The organism is Nocardia sp. NRRL S-836, assembly GCF_001279525.1.
In the GTDB taxonomy this organism is placed as follows: domain Bacteria; phylum Actinomycetota; class Actinomycetes; order Mycobacteriales; family Pseudonocardiaceae; genus Lentzea.
In genome coordinates this window covers 68,006-84,163 of sequence record NZ_LGDY01000107.1, presented here as the reverse complement: position 1 = coordinate 84,163, position 16,158 = coordinate 68,006, and the positions used below count along the sequence as shown (strand labels likewise).

14 protein-coding genes are annotated in these 16,158 nt (G+C 71.5%); 8 read left to right on the top strand and 6 right to left on the bottom strand.

Translation table 11 applies throughout. The annotated features are described in order from the left end of the window. Positions 1–363 precede the first annotated feature (363 nt). The 4 genes from ADL03_RS24830 to ADL03_RS24815 all read left to right on the top strand — a co-directional run bounded on the left by ADL03_RS24830 (position 364) and on the right by ADL03_RS24815 (position 7,573). Positions 364–954, top strand: coding sequence for a nitroreductase family protein (locus tag ADL03_RS24830; protein WP_053735946.1), 591 nt, complete (start codon positions 364–366; stop codon positions 952–954). Continuing rightward, the gene (locus ADL03_RS24825) at positions 945–3,881 is read left to right on the top strand and encodes a BTAD domain-containing putative transcriptional regulator (protein WP_197288619.1); all 2,937 of its coding nucleotides are present in this window, start codon (positions 945–947) and stop codon (positions 3,879–3,881) included. The genes ADL03_RS24830 and ADL03_RS24825 overlap by 10 nt, the downstream gene beginning before the upstream one ends. A 331-nt stretch (positions 3,882–4,212) precedes the next feature. Then, the gene (locus tag ADL03_RS24820) at positions 4,213–6,351 is read left to right on the top strand and encodes a geosmin synthase (RefSeq protein WP_053735944.1); all 2,139 of its coding nucleotides are present in this window, start codon (positions 4,213–4,215) and stop codon (positions 6,349–6,351) included. Between the two features lie 133 nt (positions 6,352–6,484). Beyond that, complete coding sequence (locus ADL03_RS24815) at positions 6,485–7,573, top strand: FAD-dependent monooxygenase (protein WP_053735943.1); 1,089 nt, start codon at positions 6,485–6,487, stop codon at positions 7,571–7,573. Here ADL03_RS24815 and ADL03_RS24810 read toward each other — a convergent pair. Then, positions 7,567–9,111, bottom strand: coding sequence for a DUF6461 domain-containing protein (locus ADL03_RS24810; RefSeq protein WP_053735942.1), 1,545 nt, complete (start codon positions 9,109–9,111; stop codon positions 7,567–7,569). The genes ADL03_RS24815 and ADL03_RS24810 overlap by 7 nt on opposite strands. Positions 9,112–9,240: 129 nt before the next feature. Here ADL03_RS24810 and ADL03_RS24805 point away from each other — a divergent pair, with 129 nt between their 5' ends. The 4 genes from ADL03_RS24805 to surE all read left to right on the top strand — a co-directional run bounded on the left by ADL03_RS24805 (position 9,241) and on the right by surE (position 12,892). Further along, a complete protein-coding gene (locus ADL03_RS24805) occupies positions 9,241–10,968 on the top strand; it encodes a family 20 glycosylhydrolase (RefSeq protein ID WP_157529178.1) in 1,728 nt (575 codons plus the stop codon). Between the two features lie 23 nt (positions 10,969–10,991). Then, positions 10,992–11,177 (top strand): hypothetical protein, encoded by a 186-nt coding sequence (locus ADL03_RS47350; RefSeq protein ID WP_157529176.1) that lies wholly within the window; start codon positions 10,992–10,994, stop codon positions 11,175–11,177. Between the two features lie 103 nt (positions 11,178–11,280). After that, on the top strand, positions 11,281–12,141 hold the full coding sequence (locus tag ADL03_RS24800) for a 1-phosphofructokinase family hexose kinase (protein WP_231642204.1): 861 nt from the start codon (positions 11,281–11,283) through the stop codon (positions 12,139–12,141). Between the two features lie 4 nt (positions 12,142–12,145). Next, positions 12,146–12,892, top strand: coding sequence for a 5'/3'-nucleotidase SurE (surE, locus tag ADL03_RS24795; protein WP_053735939.1), 747 nt, complete (start codon positions 12,146–12,148; stop codon positions 12,890–12,892). On the opposite strand, the gene ADL03_RS24790 is transcribed toward surE, so the two are convergent. From ADL03_RS24790 to ADL03_RS24770, 5 genes are all read right to left on the bottom strand, one after another. Next, positions 12,864–13,193, bottom strand: coding sequence for a hypothetical protein (locus ADL03_RS24790; protein ID WP_053735938.1), 330 nt, complete (start codon positions 13,191–13,193; stop codon positions 12,864–12,866). The two genes, surE and ADL03_RS24790, sit on opposite strands and share 29 nt — an antisense overlap. Before the next feature lie 6 nt (positions 13,194–13,199). After that, on the bottom strand, positions 13,200–13,595 hold the full coding sequence (locus ADL03_RS24785; RefSeq protein ID WP_053735937.1) for a DUF5313 family protein: 396 nt from the start codon (positions 13,593–13,595) through the stop codon (positions 13,200–13,202). Next, positions 13,592–14,041 carry a MarR family winged helix-turn-helix transcriptional regulator gene (locus tag ADL03_RS24780; protein ID WP_197288618.1) on the bottom strand — a complete coding sequence of 150 codons (450 nt, stop codon included), beginning with the start codon at positions 14,039–14,041 and terminating at the stop codon, positions 13,592–13,594. The genes ADL03_RS24785 and ADL03_RS24780 overlap by 4 nt, the downstream gene beginning before the upstream one ends. Positions 14,042–14,192: 151 nt before the next feature. Continuing rightward, positions 14,193–15,524, bottom strand: coding sequence for an FAD-binding oxidoreductase (locus ADL03_RS24775; RefSeq protein WP_053735936.1), 1,332 nt, complete (start codon positions 15,522–15,524; stop codon positions 14,193–14,195). Continuing rightward, complete coding sequence (locus tag ADL03_RS24770) at positions 15,521–16,099, bottom strand: TetR/AcrR family transcriptional regulator (protein WP_053735935.1); 579 nt, start codon at positions 16,097–16,099, stop codon at positions 15,521–15,523. The genes ADL03_RS24775 and ADL03_RS24770 overlap by 4 nt, the downstream gene beginning before the upstream one ends. Between the last annotated feature and the right edge of the window lie 59 nt (positions 16,100–16,158).

The following is a 16,158-nucleotide window of genomic DNA, read 5'->3' as shown; positions in this document are numbered from 1 at the left end:
CTTCCTGGGGCTCCGCCCCAGACCCCGACACTCCCAAAGAAGCCGGCCAGCGCTGTGAGCAGGTAGATGGCACGCCTGTTGCGTAGAGCGGCTGCCGGTTGCGTTGGTGCTTGCGTTGCGGTGGGCGTCTTCCCCGTTTAGCGATCCAGGAACGAAAAGCGTGTCGGTTTGACACCCCTCCTCAGGCCCGGCAGACGATCGGAGCGCTAGACGGGGAAGCCACCCACCGCGGAACCGCCCGAGGAAAGGCTGAAACGCCTCGCCTTCGGCTCGATCATGAGTTCACGCCTCGCCTTCGGCTTCGCCCCCTCCGGACCGCGTTCCGTTACGGTCGAGGCCAGGCGGATCTGTGGGGAGGTTGGCGTGGAGTTCCAGGACGTCGTGCGCAAGCGGCGGATGGTGCGGAAGTTCACCGACGAGCCGGTCAGCGATGAGAGCGTGCGGCGGATCATGCGCAACGCGGTGCGCGGGCCGTCGGCGGGGTTCTCGCAGGGGCAGGGGTTCCTGGTGTTGCAGGGGGAGTCGTTGCAGCGGTACCGGGAGAAGTTCTTCGAGGTGTGGGCCTCGGAGGAGACGATGGCGGCGCCGGTGGTCGTGGTGCCGATGTCGGCCAAGGACGTCTACCTGGACCGGTACGCGCAGCCCGACAAGGGGTGGACGGACCGCAGCGAGGACCACTGGCCGGTGCCGTACTGGCACATCGACACGGGCATGGCGGCGTTGCTGATCCTGCAGACCGTGGTCGACGAGGGGCTGGGGGCGGTGTTCTTCGGGATGCCGCGGGAGACGTGGGCGGCGTTCCGCGAGGAGTTCGGGGTGCCGGAGGCCTACGAGCCGATCGGGGCGATCGCGGTCGGGCACGCGGCGGAGTCGGAGCTCTCGCAGGACGCGTCGCCGCGGCGGCGGAAGCGGGCGGCGTTCGAGGAGGTCGTGCGCTGGGGCCGGTGGGAGTGAGGGTGTTCCGGCTGCTCGGGCCGTTGGACGTGGTGCTCGACGGGCGCCGCGTCCACGTCCCGCCGGGCAAGCGGCGGGTGGTGCTGGCGGCGTTGCTGCTGCGGGCCCGGCAGGTGGTCGGGGTGGACGAGCTGGTGGAGCTCGTCGGCGGGACGCGCAACGCGGTGCAGACGACCGTCGGCCGGTTGCGGGAGGACCTCGGGGTGCCGGGGCTCGTCAGGACGCAGCCGGGCGGGTACCTGATCGACGTCGAGCCGGACGAGGTGGACGTCCACCTGTTCGGGCGGCTGGAGCCGGAACGGGCGCTGGCGCTGTGGCGCGGGCGGCCGTTCGCGGACATCGGCAGCGACCGGCTGGAACGCGACCACGCGCCCGCGCTGGTGGAGCGGTACCTGGCGGTGCTGGAGGCGCGGATCGAGCAGGACCTGCGGGCCGGCCGGCACGAGCAGCTGGTGCCGGAGCTGCGCACGCTCACCCGGCAGCACCCGGCGCGGGAACGGATGTGGGCGCAGCTCGTCCACGCGCTGCACCGGTGCGGGCGGCAGGCGGAGGCGCTGCGGACCTACGAGGAGGTCCGCCGCAGGCTCGCCGACGAGCTCGGCGTCGATCCCGGCAGGGACCTGCAGCAGGCGCACCAGCAGGTGCTGCGGGCGGACAACCGGCCCAGGGCGCGCAACGACCTGCCCGGCGACATCGCGGACTTCGCCGGGCGCGAGGAGGACCTGGCCAGGGTGCTGGCGGCGGTGCCGTCGGGGTGCGTGGCGATCACGGCCATCGACGGCATGGCGGGCATCGGCAAGACGACGCTCGCGGTGCGGGCGGCGCACCGGCTCAAGGAGCGGTTCCCGGACGCGCAGCTGTTCGTGGACCTGCACTCCCACACCGAGGGCGTCGAGCCGCGGACGCCGCAGGACGCGTTGCTGGCGTTGCTGACGGCGCTCGGGGTGTCCGCGAAGGACGTCCCGGACGAGCTGGACGCGCGGGCGGCGCTGTGGCGTGCCGAGATGGCGCACCGCAAGGCGCTGGTGGTGCTGGACAACGCGGGTGGTGCGGCGCAGGTCCGGCCGCTGCTGCCGGGCAGCGGGCTGGTGATCGTCACGAGCCGGCGCCGGCTGGTGGACCTGGACGCGGCGCACACGATCTCGCTGGACGTGCTGCCGGAACGCGACGCGCTGGACCTGCTCACGAGCATCGTCGGGCCGCACCGCGGCGAGGACGCGGCGGCGATGCGCGAGATCGTGCGGCTGTGCGGGCACCTGCCGCTGGCGGTGCGGATCGCCGGGGCGCGGTGGCGGACGCGGCCGGCCTGGACGGCGCGGGACCTCCGGCGCCGGCTCGGCGAGCAGCGGCTGACCGAGCTGGCGGCGGGGGAGCGCAGCGTCGCCAAGGCGTTCGCGATGAGCTACGAGCAGCTCACCGGCGAGCAGCAGAGGTTGTTCCGGCTGCTCGGGCTGCACCCCGGCGACGACTGGGACGCCCACCTCGCGGCCGCGTTGATCGGCACGACCGCGAACGAGGCCGAACGGCTGCTGGACGAGCTGCTCGACGTGCACCTGGTGCAGCAGCGGGAGAACGGCCGCTACCGCTTCCACGACCTGCTGGCCGAGCACGCGAAGGCCGGTGTCCTGCCGGAGGAGCGGGAGGAGGCGGTCGTCCGCGTCCTCGACCACTACCTGCACAACGCCGCCGTGGCGGAGTTCCGGATGTCGCCGGGCAACCCGCGGATCCCCTCCGCCGTGCGGTACCCGCCGTTCGACCCGCCGCCGCTCACGAACGCCCGCCTGGCCTCCGCGTGGCTCGACGCCGAACGCCGCAACCTCAAGGCCGCCGTGTACCTGGCCGCCTACCAGGGCCACTACGAGCACGCCTGGCAGCTGCCGCACCACCTGTCGCAGTTCATGCTCAACCGGGGCTACGGACGCGACCGGGTCGAGGTGCAGAGCCTCGCGCTGGCCGCCGCGCACCAGCTCGGCGACCTCGCGGCCCGCGCGGAGGCGTTGAAGGGCCTGGGCCGCGCGCACCTGGCCCGGCCCGGCGGCAACCCCGGCAAGTACCTGCGCGAGGCGCTCGACCTGATGCGGCAGATGGGTGACGTGCGCGGGGAGGCCTCGGTCCACGGCCTGCTCGGCATCATCGCGCGCGAGGCGGGCGAGCTGGACGAGGCGCAGGACCACTTCGAACGCGGTCTCGCGCTGATGCGGCAGGTGGGTGCGCCGACCGGTGAGGCGAGCGCGTTGCACCACGTCGGCATCGTGCACGCGGTGCGGGGCGACAACGAGCGGGCCATGGCGCACATCCAGGCGGCGCTGGCGCTGCTGGAGGAGCACGGCGACCAGAGCCGGGCCGCGATGGCGTTGCAGGACATCAGCTTCGTGCACTACAACCTCGCGAACGACGACGAGTGCATCGCCTACCTGGAACGGTCGCTGGTGGCCTTCCACGAGGCCGGCGACTGGCGTGGCGAGGCGTTCGCGCGGACCGACTACGCCCACACCGCGCTGGAGCTCGGCAGGCCGGGCAAGGCGCTGGAGATGGCGCGCAGGGCCGCGGAGCTGTGCCGGACCGGGACGGGGCTGAGCGACGACGACGAGGTGCTCCGGAGCCTGTTCGACGCCGAGGACCACTACGGCGAGCTGGGGCTGTCGTTCGCGCTGGCCATCGGCGCCGAGGTCGAGGGCCGGCTGCGCGACGCCGCCCGGTACGCGCAGTGGTGCGCGGACGCGATCGCACGGTCGGGCCGCCGCTGGGCCGGTGACCGCGTGCTCGGCCAGCTGTGCCGCCTGCACCTGGCCCTCGGCGACCGCGAGACCGCCGTCGCGTTCGGCGAGAGGGCGGTCCGCGCCGCCGAGGGCCTGTGCCAGCCCAGGGCGGTGGCCGTCGCGCAGCGGATCCTCGCTACAGCGACAGCCCCAGCAGCACCAGCGTGACGACGGCCGCCGCCACGATCACCAGCGCCAGCCACTGCTCCGCGACGTCCCTGGTCCTGCGCATCCCCGGCTCCCCTCGGTGGTGGTGCCACCGAGGGTGCGCAACGCCGTCCACACCTCGTCCCCACCGCGGTCACACCGGTGTGGCCGGTTGTCCGCGCACGAGCGCCCGATCGTCGGTGCGCTGAGTACACGCGCCCGAGGTCCGGCTGGTCTGAACGGGCGACGTCCGCCACGAACGTGTGGATCAAGGTTTCACCATCTGGCGCGGCTGCGCGCCGGGCTGGTTGCGTTCACCGCGACACGTCCACCGCGCGGAGGTCCCACGCCCATGCAGCCGTTCCAGCTGCCGGAGTTCTACACGCCCCACCCGGCCCGGCTGAACCCCGGTCTCGAACGCGCCCGCGTCCACACGCGGGCCTGGGCGCACGAGATGGACATGATCGACGTGCCGCAGCACGGAACGGTCATCTGGACCGACCACGACCTCGAGTCGCACGACTACGCGCTGCTCTGCGCGTACACCCACCCCGACTGCGACGGTGAGACGCTCGACCTGATCACCGACTGGTACGTGTGGGTCTTCTACTTCGACGACCACTTCGTGGAGCTGTACAAGCGCAACCCGGACATCGCGGGCGCACAGGCCTACCTCGACCGGTTGCCGCTGTTCATGCCGGTCGACGGCGTCATCACCGCCGAGCCGACGAACCCGGTCGAGAAGGGCCTGGCGGACCTGTGGCGCCGCACGGTGGGCAAGCACTCGCCCGACTGGCGTGAACGGTTCGCCGCCAACACCCGGCACCTGCTCGACGAGTCGATGTGGGAGCTGCACAACATCAGCGCCAAGCGGCTCGCCAACCCGATCGAGTACGTCGAGATGCGCCGCAAGGTCGGTGGCGCGCCCTGGTCGGCGAACCTGGTCGAGCACGCGGTCGGCCTGGAGGTGCCGGCCCGTATTGCGCTGAGCAGGCCGATCGGGGTGCTGCGCGACACCTTCAGCGACGCCGTGCACCTGCGCAACGACCTGTTCTCCTACGAACGCGAGGTGCTCGACGAGGGCGAGCTGTCCAACGGCGTGCTGGTGTTCGAGAAGTTCCTCGACCTGCCCACCCAGGCCGCCGCGGAGGCCGTCAACGACCTGCTGACCTCCCGGCTGCACCAGTTCGAGCACACCGCGCTCACCGAGGTGCCGATCCTGCTGGACGAGCAGGCCATCGACCCCATCGGGCGCGCCGCCGTCCTGGGCTACGTGAAGGGCCTTCAGGACTGGCAGGCGGGCGGCCACGAGTGGCACCTGCGCTCGTCGCGGTACATGAACTCCGGTCAACGGTCACGGCTCGGCGTCCTCGGCTCGTACGCGAAGACCATGCCGCAGCGGCTGCGGCAGTTCTCCAGCACGCCGAAGGCCGTCGAGCCGTACACGCTGCCGGCGTTCGACGTCCCGTTTACCCTGACCCTGGCACCGCACCTCGACCAGGCCAGGGAGCAGGTGGTCGCCTGGGCCGTCGAGCACGGCATGACCGGCGAGGGCGTCTGGGACGAGCGCAAGATCCGCGGGTTCGACTTCCCGCTGTGCTCGGCGGGCATCGACCCGGACGCCACGGCGCAGGAGCTGTTCCTGTCCGGCTGCTGGCTCACCTGGGGCACCTACGCCGACGACGCCTACCCGCTCTGGTTCGGCCAGACCCGCAACCTGCTCGGCCTGAAGGCGCAGACGGCCCGGCTCAAGGCGTGCATGCCGCCCGACCTCGTCCAGACCGTCGTGCCCGCCAACGCCATGGAGCTCTCGCTGGCCGACCTCTGGCAGCGGACGGCGGCGCCGATGACCCCGGAGTTCCGCGCCACGTTCCGCGAGACCGTCGACGCGATGCTCGACGCGTGGGTGTGGGAGGTGGTCAACATGCACTTCAACCGCATCCCCGACCCCATCGACTACGTGGAGATGCGGCGCAGCACGTTCGGGTCCGAGCTGACGATGTCGCTGTCCCGCTTCTCGCACTCCGCGACCGTTCCGGCGCAGTTGTGGGGAACGCGGGTCGTGCAGACGATGGAGCGGTCGGCCATGGACTACTGCACGATGCTCAACGACGTCTTCTCGTACCGCAAGGAGATCCAGCACGAGGGCGAGGTGCACAACGTGGTCCGCGTGGTCGAGAGCTTCCTCGGCGTGCCCCAGAAGCGCGCCTTCGAGATCGCCTACGCGTTGATGGACGCCCGTCTCGGCCAGTTCGTGCGGGCCGTCGAGACCGACCTGCCGAAGATGTTCGACGACCTGTCGCTCGACGCCGGTGCGCGTGCGGGACTGACGAGGTACGCCGACGAGCTGAAGGACTGGATCGCCGGGATCGTCCACTGGCACGAGGAAACCAGCCGGTACGACGACGCCGGTGCGCTCCCGGTGTTCAGCCGGGGCCCGTCCGGCCTCGGGACCTCCGCCTACCGGCTCACCTCCCGGGCTTCGAGCTGAGTCACGCGCGCGTGGCTGCCCGGCGCTGACAGCGTGCGTCACCACCTGTCAGCGCCGGGCAGCCGATGGTCAGCCGCCGGTCAGCGCGGCACGGCACCTTGTGGACGTCGACCACTCCACAGGGGGAAGCACCATGAAGAACGTCCTGATCTCCGGCGCCAGCATCGGCGGCCCCGCCCTCGCGTACTGGCTGCGCCGCAACGGTTTCGCCGTCACCGTCGTCGAGCGCCACCGCGGCCTGCGGCCCGGCGGGCAGGCCGTCGACGTGCGCGGCCCGGCGCTCGGCGTGGTGGAGCGGATGGGGCTGGGGGAGCGCTTGCGGTCGCTGACGACCGGCATGCGCGGCATGAGCATGGTCGACGCCGACGGCAACGAGCTCTTCCACTCCACCGAGCACACGCTGACCGGGGGCGAGCTGGCGAGCCCCGACGTCGAGGTCATGCGCGACGACCTGGCCCGGTTGCTGTTCGACGCGGTCGAGGGCGTCGAGTACCTGTTCGACGACACCATCACCGCCATCGACGGCACCCGCGTGACGTTCGAACGCTCCGCCCCGCGCGACTTCGACGTGATCGTCGGCGCCGACGGCCTGCACTCGAACGTGCGGCGGCTCGTGTTCGGTCCCGAGCGGGACTTCATCAGCCACCTCGGCATGAACCTCGCCGTGTTCACCGCGCCGAACTTCCTGAACCTCGACCACTGGCAGGTGTTCCAGCAGGGCGAGGTCGTCGGCGGCGGCATCATGAGCGCCCGCGCCAACGCCGAGTGCCGGGTGTACATGGGTTTCTACGGCGAGGTCGACTTCGACCACCGCGACGTCGAGGCCCAGCGCCGCCTGCTCGCCGAGCGGTTCGCCGACGCCGGCTGGGAGTGGCAGACCGCGCTCAAGCACATGTGGGAGGCGCCGGACTTCCACTTCGACTCCATGGCGCAGATCCGGATGCCCTCCTGGTCACGCGGCAACGTCGTCCTGCTCGGCGACGCCGGCTACTGCGGCTCGCCGCTGTCCGGCCAGGGCACGAGCATGGCACTGGTCGGCGCGTACGTGCTGGCCGGCGAGCTGAGCGCCAACCCGGGCACGGCTTTCCAGCGCTACGAGGAGCTGCTGCGCCCGTACGTGACGGCCAACCAGGACATGGCGCTGAAGAACCAGGCCAACGGCGGCCGCCCCGTCGAGGAGTTCCCGGCCGTCGTCAACTCGTTCCAGCTCCCGGCCTACTGACGCAGCGCGTCCCGCAGGTCGTCCTCGGCGATCACGGCACCGGTGAACCGCGCCACCGCCGTGACCGCCTTGGCGTCGACGTGGCGCCGGTCGGTGAAGCTGAGGCCCTCCAGGGCTTGCCGCACCTCCGGGTCGGTACCGAACCACGTCTCGTCCAGGACCTCCTCGGCGGACAGGACCGTGCCGCCGCGCGCGAACGAGAGCCTGGTCAGCCGGTTGACGTTCCAGTAGTGGCTCGCGGCCTTCCCGTTGCGGGACAGGCGTTTCAGGACCTCCGTGCGGGAGCCCAGGTAGTCGTTGTCCTCGACGACCAGCACCCCGCCGTCGACCTCCACGGCGACGGCGCCCTCCCCGAACTCGGCCACCACCTCGTCCAGGGTGACGTTCGTGGCGATCGTGACGGTGGCCGCTTCGCCCAGCTCGGTCCTCAGCCAGCGAAGACCGGCCTCCGGGCGCCGGATCGGCGGCGGCGCCGGTTCACCGCGCAGCAGGTGGCCGACGCGGTCGGTGCGCTTGCGCACCACCGGGTCCGCGTGCGGGGCCGGCCAGATCGTCAGCTCGTAGCGCTCGTCGGCCTCGTCGCGGCCGGTCGCGCTGACCCGCGCGCGGAACTCGCCACCCCACGGCGCCGTCGCGCTGTGCCCGAACCTCGCGTCACCGTCGACCGCGAGGTAGCTGATCTCCACGACCTCGTCCCACGCCGCCAGGTCCGGTTCGGCCGGCTCGCGCAGCACGACCCGCACGCTGACCGGCACTTGGCCCTCCGCGATGCCGGTACGGACGGCGAACCCGCTGTGGACCGGTGCGGCCAGGCCGGTCCGCGTGAAGTCGGGCTCGTCCAGGCCCGGTTCCTCGACCAGGACGAACCGGTGAGCGGCCACCGGCGCGTGCGTGTACCAGGACGAGCCCATGTACTCGGCCCGCCGCTTCTCCAGCAACGCTCGCGCGTAGCCGGGTGGCATGGGGAGATCGGCCAGGACCTGTGCGGTCACGCCGATCGCGATGCCGATGGCGGCTCTCGGGTCGGTCGCGGTGGGGGTGCCGATGGCGTTGAGGACCGCCCTGGCCACGGCCGTCGCGGTGGCCAGGTGCGCGCTGCCGCGCCTGGCGGCGATCTCGGCCTCGCTGCCGGTGACCTCGCTGAGGTCGGGCAGCAACCGCTCGACGTGCCGCAGGACGAGGTCCGCGGCACCGCGGTGCACGGTGTCGACCATGGCGACCGGGGTCGTCATCGCGCTTTGGCCGTGAGCGGAGAGCACGGAGAACGACGAACCGTCCGGCAGCGGTCGGAGGTCCGCGACCAGCGCCGCGGGCGCGGTCAGCGACAGCCGGCCCACCTCCAGCTCCAGCGCCCCGAGCAGCCGTTCCGCGAGGAGGCCCGGCACCTCGCGCAACCCCTGCTGCGCGGCCGAGGCGGCCGGAATGCCGTCCCGCCGCTGCCGCCCGGTGTGCCGGCCCAGCTCGGCGGCCGGCTCGGCGGGTACGAGCGCCTCGATCCGCGGCACGACGGACGCGACCAGCGTTGCGAAATCCCCCATGCGCCTGATTCTGCCCGGCCGGGTCACGGGCGTCGGCACCACCGCTGAATTGGCTCAGACCATTGACGGCATCTGACCGGTTGACCACGCTGTGACCTGGGCCGCCGCCCCCGACTCAGAGGAGGAGTCGTGAGAACTCGCGTTCTCGCCGTGGTCGTCACCGTGACCGCCGCGCTCTCCGTGAGTGCGCAGTCGCAGGCCGCGGAACCCCTGCGGAGCCTTGTTCCGGCGCCGGTCTCCGTGCAGGCCAGAGCGGGTGTCACGCACGCGCTGACCACCGGCACCAAGATCTACACCAGCCCGGCCGCGCGGGACGTGGGTGACTTCCTGGCCGGCGTGCTGCGGCCGTCGACCGGGTACGCGCTGCCGGTAGCCGACGCGACCGGCACACCCGCCGACGGCATCTCGTTGCTGCTCGCGGGCGCACCGGGCAGCGTCGGTCAGCAGGGCTACCAGCTCGACGTCGCCGCCAACGCCGTTGTGTTGCGCGCCAACACCTCCGAGGGGCTGTTCGCGGGCGTGCAGACGTTGCGGCAGCTGCTGCCCGCCAAGGTGGAGAGCGCGACCACCCAGCCCGGTCCGTGGACGGTGCCGGGCGCGCTGGTCGTCGACCACCCGCGGTTCGCCTACCGCGGCGCGATGCTCGACGTGGCGCGGCACTTCCACCCGGTCGCGTCCGTCAAGCGGTACCTCGACCAGCTCGCGCTCTACAAGATCAACTATTTCCACCTGCACCTGAGCGACGACCAGGGCTGGCGGATCGTGGTCGACAGCTGGCCGCGGCTCGCCACGTACGGCGGCAGCACCCAGGTCGGTGGCGGTCCCGGCGGCTACTTCACCAAGGCGCAGTACAGCGAGATCGTGCAGTACGCGGCCGCGCGCAAGATCACGGTGATCCCCGAGATCGACCTGCCCGGCCACACCAACGCCGCGCTCGCCTCGTACGCCGAGCTGAACTGCACCGGCCAGGCACCGCCGCTGCGCACGGACATCGAGGTCGGCTACTCCTCGTTGTGCGTCGACAAGGACATCACCTACCGGTTCGTGGACGACGTGGTGCGCGAGATCGCGGCGCTCACGCCCGGCCCCTACTTCCACATCGGCGGCGACGAGGCGCACGCGACCTCCGGCGCGCAGTACCAGGCGTTCATGGACCGGGCGCTGCCGATCGTGAAGAAGTACGGCAAGACCGTGCTCGGCTGGCACGAGTTCGTGAAGACGACCACCGACGTCAGCGCCATCCCGCAGTACTGGGGGACCACGACGTCCAACGCCACCGTGCAGGCGGCGGTGGCGCGCGGCAACAAGGTCGTCATGTCGCCCGCGAACAAGGCGTACCTGGACATGAAGTACAACTCCAGCACGCCGCTGGGCCTGTCGTGGGCCGGTCTGGTCGAGGTCCGGGACGCCTACGACTGGAACCCCGGCACGCACCTGAGCGGTGTGCCGGAGTCGGCGGTGCAGGGCATCGAGGCTCCACTGTGGACGGAGACGATCGCGACCTCGCGCGACGTCGAGTTCATGGCGTTCCCCCGGCTCGCCGTGCACGCCGAGCTCGGCTGGTCGCCGTGGTCGGCGCACGGCTGGGACCAGTTCAAGGTGCGCCTGGGCAACCAGGGTCCGCGCTGGACGACCATGGGCATCAACTTCTACCGCTCGCCGCAGGTGCCGTGGGACGACGGCGGCCTGCCGCCCGGCCCGTGCGCGCAGCCCGCGTGGGAGCGCTCGAAGGCCTACTCCGGCGGGAACGTGGTCTCGCACAACGGCCACCGGTGGACGGCGCAGTGGTGGACGCAGGGGGAGGAGCCCGGCACCACCGGTCAGTGGGGTGTGTGGCGCGACGGCGGCGTTTGCTGAGACTTCCTGGGTACTCCGCCGTCATGACGGATCCGGAAGTGGCAGAAGAGTTCGCCGAAGAGGCCGGTGTCGACCCGACGCCGCAGGAGGTCGACCAGTACCGCGACCTGACCGAGCCGGGTGAGTGGCGCGCCGACGAGAAGATGGGACCGGGTGACGCGCCCGCGCCGCAGGACGGTGACGACCCGACCGGCGGCTCCGGCGCGTGATGTCTGATTCATCCGGTGTGGGCGAATATCTTGCGCCCACACCGGGTACCAGGCTGTCGTGGATGCCCGAGTTGCCGTATTTGCCCCGTCTCCTCAACTGACCGTGACCGTCGAGGACCTCGATGGTGAACCCGACGTGCACCTGCACGCGGGTGGCCAGGGCTTCTGGCAGTCCCGGATGATCGCCGCGCTGGGCGTCGAGGCCGTGGTGTGCGCGACGTTCGGCGGCGAGACCGGCCGTGTGCTGCGCACGTTGCTCGAAGGCGAGCACGTGGACCTGCGCGCACGGGACGTGGCCGCCCGCAACGGCGCCTACGTGCACGATCGCCGCGACGGCAGCCGTTCCGAGGTGGTCGAGATGCTGCCGGACGCCTTGTCCCGCCACGAGCTCGACGACGTGTACGAGCTGGCGCTGGTCGAGGGCATCCGCGCGGGCACGGCCGTGCTCAGCGGCCCGTCCGACGACCGGGTGCTGCCGCACGACGTCTACCACCGGCTGACCGCCGACCTGACGAGCAACGGGTGCCGCGTGATCGTGGACCTCGCCGGCGACCGGCTCGCCGAGGCGGTGCGCGGCGGCCCGCACGTGGTGAAGGTCAGCCACGAGGAGCTGGGTGAGGAGGAGGTGCCCAAGCTCGTGGCGAAGTGCCGTGAGATCGCCGAGTCGTGCGTGCACGGCGTGGTCGTCTCACGCGCGGACGAACCCGCGTTGGCGCTGCTCGAAGGCCGGTTGTACTTCGTGCGCATGCCGCAGCTGCAACCGGTCGACACGCGTGGCGCCGGAGACTCCATGACCGCGGGGATTTCAGCCGGCCTCGCCCTGGGTATGTCGGTGGAGGACGCGGTGAAGCTCGGTGCGGCCGCGGGCGCGGTCAACGTCACGCGGCACGGCCTCGGCAGCGGTAGCGGGGAAGCGGTGCGTGAGCTGAGTAAACGCGTGGAACTGGAACCGATCGAGGAATGAGCGGATGCGCGCGCTGATCACGAACGACGACGGGATCGACTCACCCGGCCTGCTGACCCTGGCCCAGGCCGCCGTCTCACTCGGCTACGACGTGCTGGTGGCGGCACCGGCCCAGCAGGCCAGCGGCACGAGCGCCTCGGTGGCCGCGGTCGGTGACACCGGCCGGGTGGTGAGCGAACGCCGCCGGCTGCCCGGCCTCGACGCGGAGGCCTACGCCGTCGCCGCGCACCCCGGCCTGATCTCGCTGATCGCGTGCCAGGGCGGCTTCGGCGGCAAACCCGACGTCGTGCTCTCCGGGGTGAACCTGGGCGCGAACGTCGGCCGCGCGATCCTGCACTCCGGCACCGTCGGCGCCGCCCTGACCGCGCACGTGAACGACGTGTCCGCGCTGGCCGTGTCGCTCGACGTCGGGTTGGACGGGCCCGAACCGTTGTGGGACAAGGCGGGCGAGGTGGTGCGTGTGGTGCTGCCGATGCTCGCCGACATGCCGGACGCGACGGTGCTGTCGCTCAACGTGCCGAACATCGTTGACGTGAAAGGACTTCGCTGGGCCGAGCTGGCCCGCTTCGGCACCGTGCAGAGCCGCGTGGACGAGGTGGGCGAGCACGAGGTGGAGCTCGTCGCCGTGTACTCGGAGGACTCACCCGCACCGGGCACGGACGCGGCGTTGCTCGGCGAGGGCTACGCGACGCTGACCGCGCTGCGCTCGGTGGGCCGCGACACTAGCGTCGAGCGACCTTTCCCGGCCTGACCAGCATGATCATCAGCCCGAGGAACGCGGTGCGCACCTCGAGGAACGCCTCGGTCGTGAGCTCGTTGAGGGAGAACGCCAACGTCCCGAACGCCAGCAGCAGGAGGGCGCCGTAGATCCGCGCGTGGTGCAGTCGCCAGGCCATCACGACACCCAGCACGCCGACGCCGATCTGCACCACGTGGTAGTTCGGGTCCAGCCCGAAGATGTCGAAGCAGCCGAACGTGAGCTGCAACATCCCCGCCGTCAGGGTGATCGCCTGAGGCCTCGTGAACTGGAACTGCTTGCTCGACAAGGCCATGGCTCTCTACCTTTCGGATTGCCGCCAAACCGCGTCGTACTTCGCCTGTCGTTCGCGGTCCTGCACGGCCGTGCGGTCCCGTCGACCAGCTGTCGCTGCTCCTCTCGGATACCCGTACTTCGTCAACCGGTAATCCACGCTTTCGGGGGCGTAGGACAACGCAAAGTAAAGTCCCACAACGAAACCGAGTGCACCGCACGCGACGGCGAGGGGCCACGGCGAGCCGAGTCCGAACACCAGTGCGAGCGTGATGGCCGTGGTGAGCGGCGTGACCTGAACCAGGCTGCGCACCGTGAACCGCAGCAGCCACCTCGGTCCGGTGACGTCCCGGTAGACGAACTCGCGGTGCTCCTGCGGCAGCCTGCCGCCCGCGTAGTACCAGAGCTTCAACGCCGGGTTCATGCCGTGGCCTTCGCGATCACTTTGCGCAGCACCTCGTTCAGCCCGGCGAGCTCCTCGAACGACATGCCGAGCCGCTCGACGACCTTGAAGGGGATGGTCACCGCCTCGTTCCTCAGCTCCTGCCCCTCCTCGGTGAGCCGCAGCGCCAGCGCCCGCTCGTCGGCCCGGTCGCGCTCGCGCCGCACGTAGCCGATCGACTCCAGGCGCTTCAGCAGCGGGCTGAGCGTGCCGGGGTCGAGCTGCAGCGCGTTGCTCAGGTCCTTCACCGTGCGTGGCGAGCGTTCCCACAGGGCCAGCATCACCAGGTACTGCGGGTGGGTGAGGTTGAGGGGTTCGAGGATCGGGCGGTAGACGGCGATCACCGTCCGGCTGGCGACGGCCAGCCCGAAGCAGACCTGCCGCTCCAGTTCGAGCGGGTTGTCCGGGATACTTGGTGTACTAATCATTTGTGTACACGGTATCTCGGGGCCGCCCTCGGGTCCAGCGGATGTGGCGCGGCAGACGCCCGGCCTGCCGTTTCACGTCACGCGGGGGCCCCGCGTGCCCCTCAGGGGAACGCGGGGCCCCCGCGTGACATCCGGGGAGCGGGTGCGGCGCTCAGGCCTTGCCGGGGTTGAAGAGGTGCAACGGGTCGAGGGTGGCCTTCAGCGCGTTCTGCACGGCGTGCGCGTCGGGGCCGAGCTCGCGGATCATGCCGTCGCGTTTGAGCAGGCCGACGCCGTGTTCGCCGGTGACGGTGCCGCCGAGGGTGAGGGCGGCGTCGATGATGTCGTCGAACGCGGCCTGTGCGGCGAGCCGGGCGTTGTCGTCGCCGGGCGGGGTGATGAGCAACGGGTGCAGGTTGCCGTCACCCGCGTGGGCGATGGTGGCGATCCGGACGCCGTGGCGCGCGCCGATCTCCTCGACCCTGGCGAGCATCGCGGGGACCTCGGAGCGTGGCACGCACACGTCCTCGGTGAGCAGCGGGCCGAGGCGCTCCAGCGCGGGGTAGGTGAGGCGGCGCGCGGCGAAGAGCGCCTCCGCCTCGGTCGAGTCGGTGGAGCGCTCGGTCCACAGGGCTCCGGCGTCGGTGAACGCGGCGACCAGGCCGTCCGCGTCCTCCGCCGTGTCCGCGCGGGCCAGGAGCATCGCCTCGGTGCCGGGGTCGATGCCGAGGTGCTTCCAGTCCTCGACCGCCTGCAGGCACGCGCGGTCGATCAGCTCCAGCGCGGCGGGCTGCAGGCCGCGCCGCGTGCTCGACGCCACGGCGCGACCGGCGTCGACCAGGCCGGCGAACGCGCCGACGACCGTGGCCTGCTGCCGGGGAGCGGGACGCAGCCGCAGGGTGATCTCGGTGACTACGCCGAGCGTGCCCTCCGAGCCGACGAGCAGGCTGGTCAGGTCGTAGCCGGCGACGCCCTTGGTGGTGCGGTGCCCCAGCCGGACGGCGGTGCCGTACGCGACGGGACCGCCCATGACGACCTCCAGGCCGAGGACGTAGTCGCGGGTGACGCCGTACTTCAGGCAGCACAGGCCGCCCGCGTTGGTGGCGACGTTGCCGCCGATGGTCGACCACGGCGAGCTGGCCGGGTCCGGCGGGTACCAGAGCCCGTGCGCGGCAACGGCTTTCTTGAGGTCGTCGTTGACCACGCCGGGCTGCACGACGGCGAGCAGGTTGTCCTGGTCGATCTCCAGGACCTGGTTCATCCGGCTCAGGTCGAGCACCAGGCAGCCGTCGACGGCGTTCGCGCCGCCGGACAGGCCGGTGCCCGCGCCGCGCGGCACGATCGGGATGTTGTTGGCGGCGCAGTGCCTCACCGCCTCCTGGACGTCCGCTGTGGACTGTGGCCGGAACGCGGCCCACGGCGTGCCCGTCGGCGCCCACTCGGCCTCGTCGTGGCTCAGGCCCGCCAGCGTGTTCGGATCGGTGATCAGGTTCGGCAGTGTCATCGGTGCTCCAGTGCGCCGTGCGCGGCCTTGTGCGCCACGCGTTCCAGTTCCGCGCCCCACTCGGCCGGGGTGGTGTCGGCGTGGATCGGCACGACACCGAACCCGGCCACCGCGAACCGTGCGAAGAGCAGCAGGTCGAAGGCCTGTGCGGGGGAGGCCAGCGGGGGTGTGAGGAGGGCGGCGATGCTCTCGGCGCCCGCCCTGAGCTCCTGGGTGCCGGTGGCGATGAGGTCGGGCTCGCGCGCGATCACGGCGCGGCGGCCCAGTTCGAGCGCCCACTGCTCCGGCGTGATCGTGTCGACCGCGGCGTGCACCGCTTTCACCAGTGCCGCAACGGGATCCGGGCCCATCCGCAGCGCGCGCACGACCCGGCTGAGGAACGCGTCGTACCAGAAGATCGCGGCCTTGGTGCCGAACGTGCGGAACAGCGTGCGCTCGGACACCCCGGCGCGGTCGGCGATCGCCTTCGTGGAGGTGGCGGCGAAACCGTGGTCGAGGCACAGTGCGATGGCCGCCTCCTGGATCGCGAGACGGGTGCGCAGGTCCTTCGCGGCGCGGGTCGTGAGCGTCTGCACGCCGTCAACGTAGCTTGAGATGACAGTAACTGCCAGATTTTCTGTCAGTGAGCGCCAAG

What these genes read in the sequence shown, in the direction of transcription:
- ADL03_RS24815 (WP_053735943.1), top strand. Translation starts at nt 6,485, where the DNA reads ATGAAGAACGTCCTGATCTCCGGCGCCAGCATCGGCGGCCCCGCCCTC.
- ADL03_RS24820 (WP_053735944.1), top strand. Translation starts at nt 4,213, where the DNA reads ATGCAGCCGTTCCAGCTGCCGGAGTTCTACACGCCCCACCCGGCCCGG.
- ADL03_RS24780 (WP_197288618.1), bottom strand. Translation starts at nt 14,041, where the DNA reads ATGATTAGTACACCAAGTATCCCGGACAACCCGCTCGAACTGGAGCGG.
- ADL03_RS24810 (WP_053735942.1), bottom strand. Translation starts at nt 9,111, where the DNA reads ATGGGGGATTTCGCAACGCTGGTCGCGTCCGTCGTGCCGCGGATCGAG.
- ADL03_RS47350 (WP_157529176.1), top strand. Translation starts at nt 10,992, where the DNA reads ATGACGGATCCGGAAGTGGCAGAAGAGTTCGCCGAAGAGGCCGGTGTC.
- ADL03_RS24785 (WP_053735937.1), bottom strand. Translation starts at nt 13,595, where the DNA reads ATGAACCCGGCGTTGAAGCTCTGGTACTACGCGGGCGGCAGGCTGCCG.
- ADL03_RS24790 (WP_053735938.1), bottom strand. Translation starts at nt 13,193, where the DNA reads ATGGCCTTGTCGAGCAAGCAGTTCCAGTTCACGAGGCCTCAGGCGATC.
- ADL03_RS24775 (WP_053735936.1), bottom strand. Translation starts at nt 15,524, where the DNA reads ATGACACTGCCGAACCTGATCACCGATCCGAACACGCTGGCGGGCCTG.
- surE (WP_053735939.1), top strand. Translation starts at nt 12,146, where the DNA reads ATGCGCGCGCTGATCACGAACGACGACGGGATCGACTCACCCGGCCTG.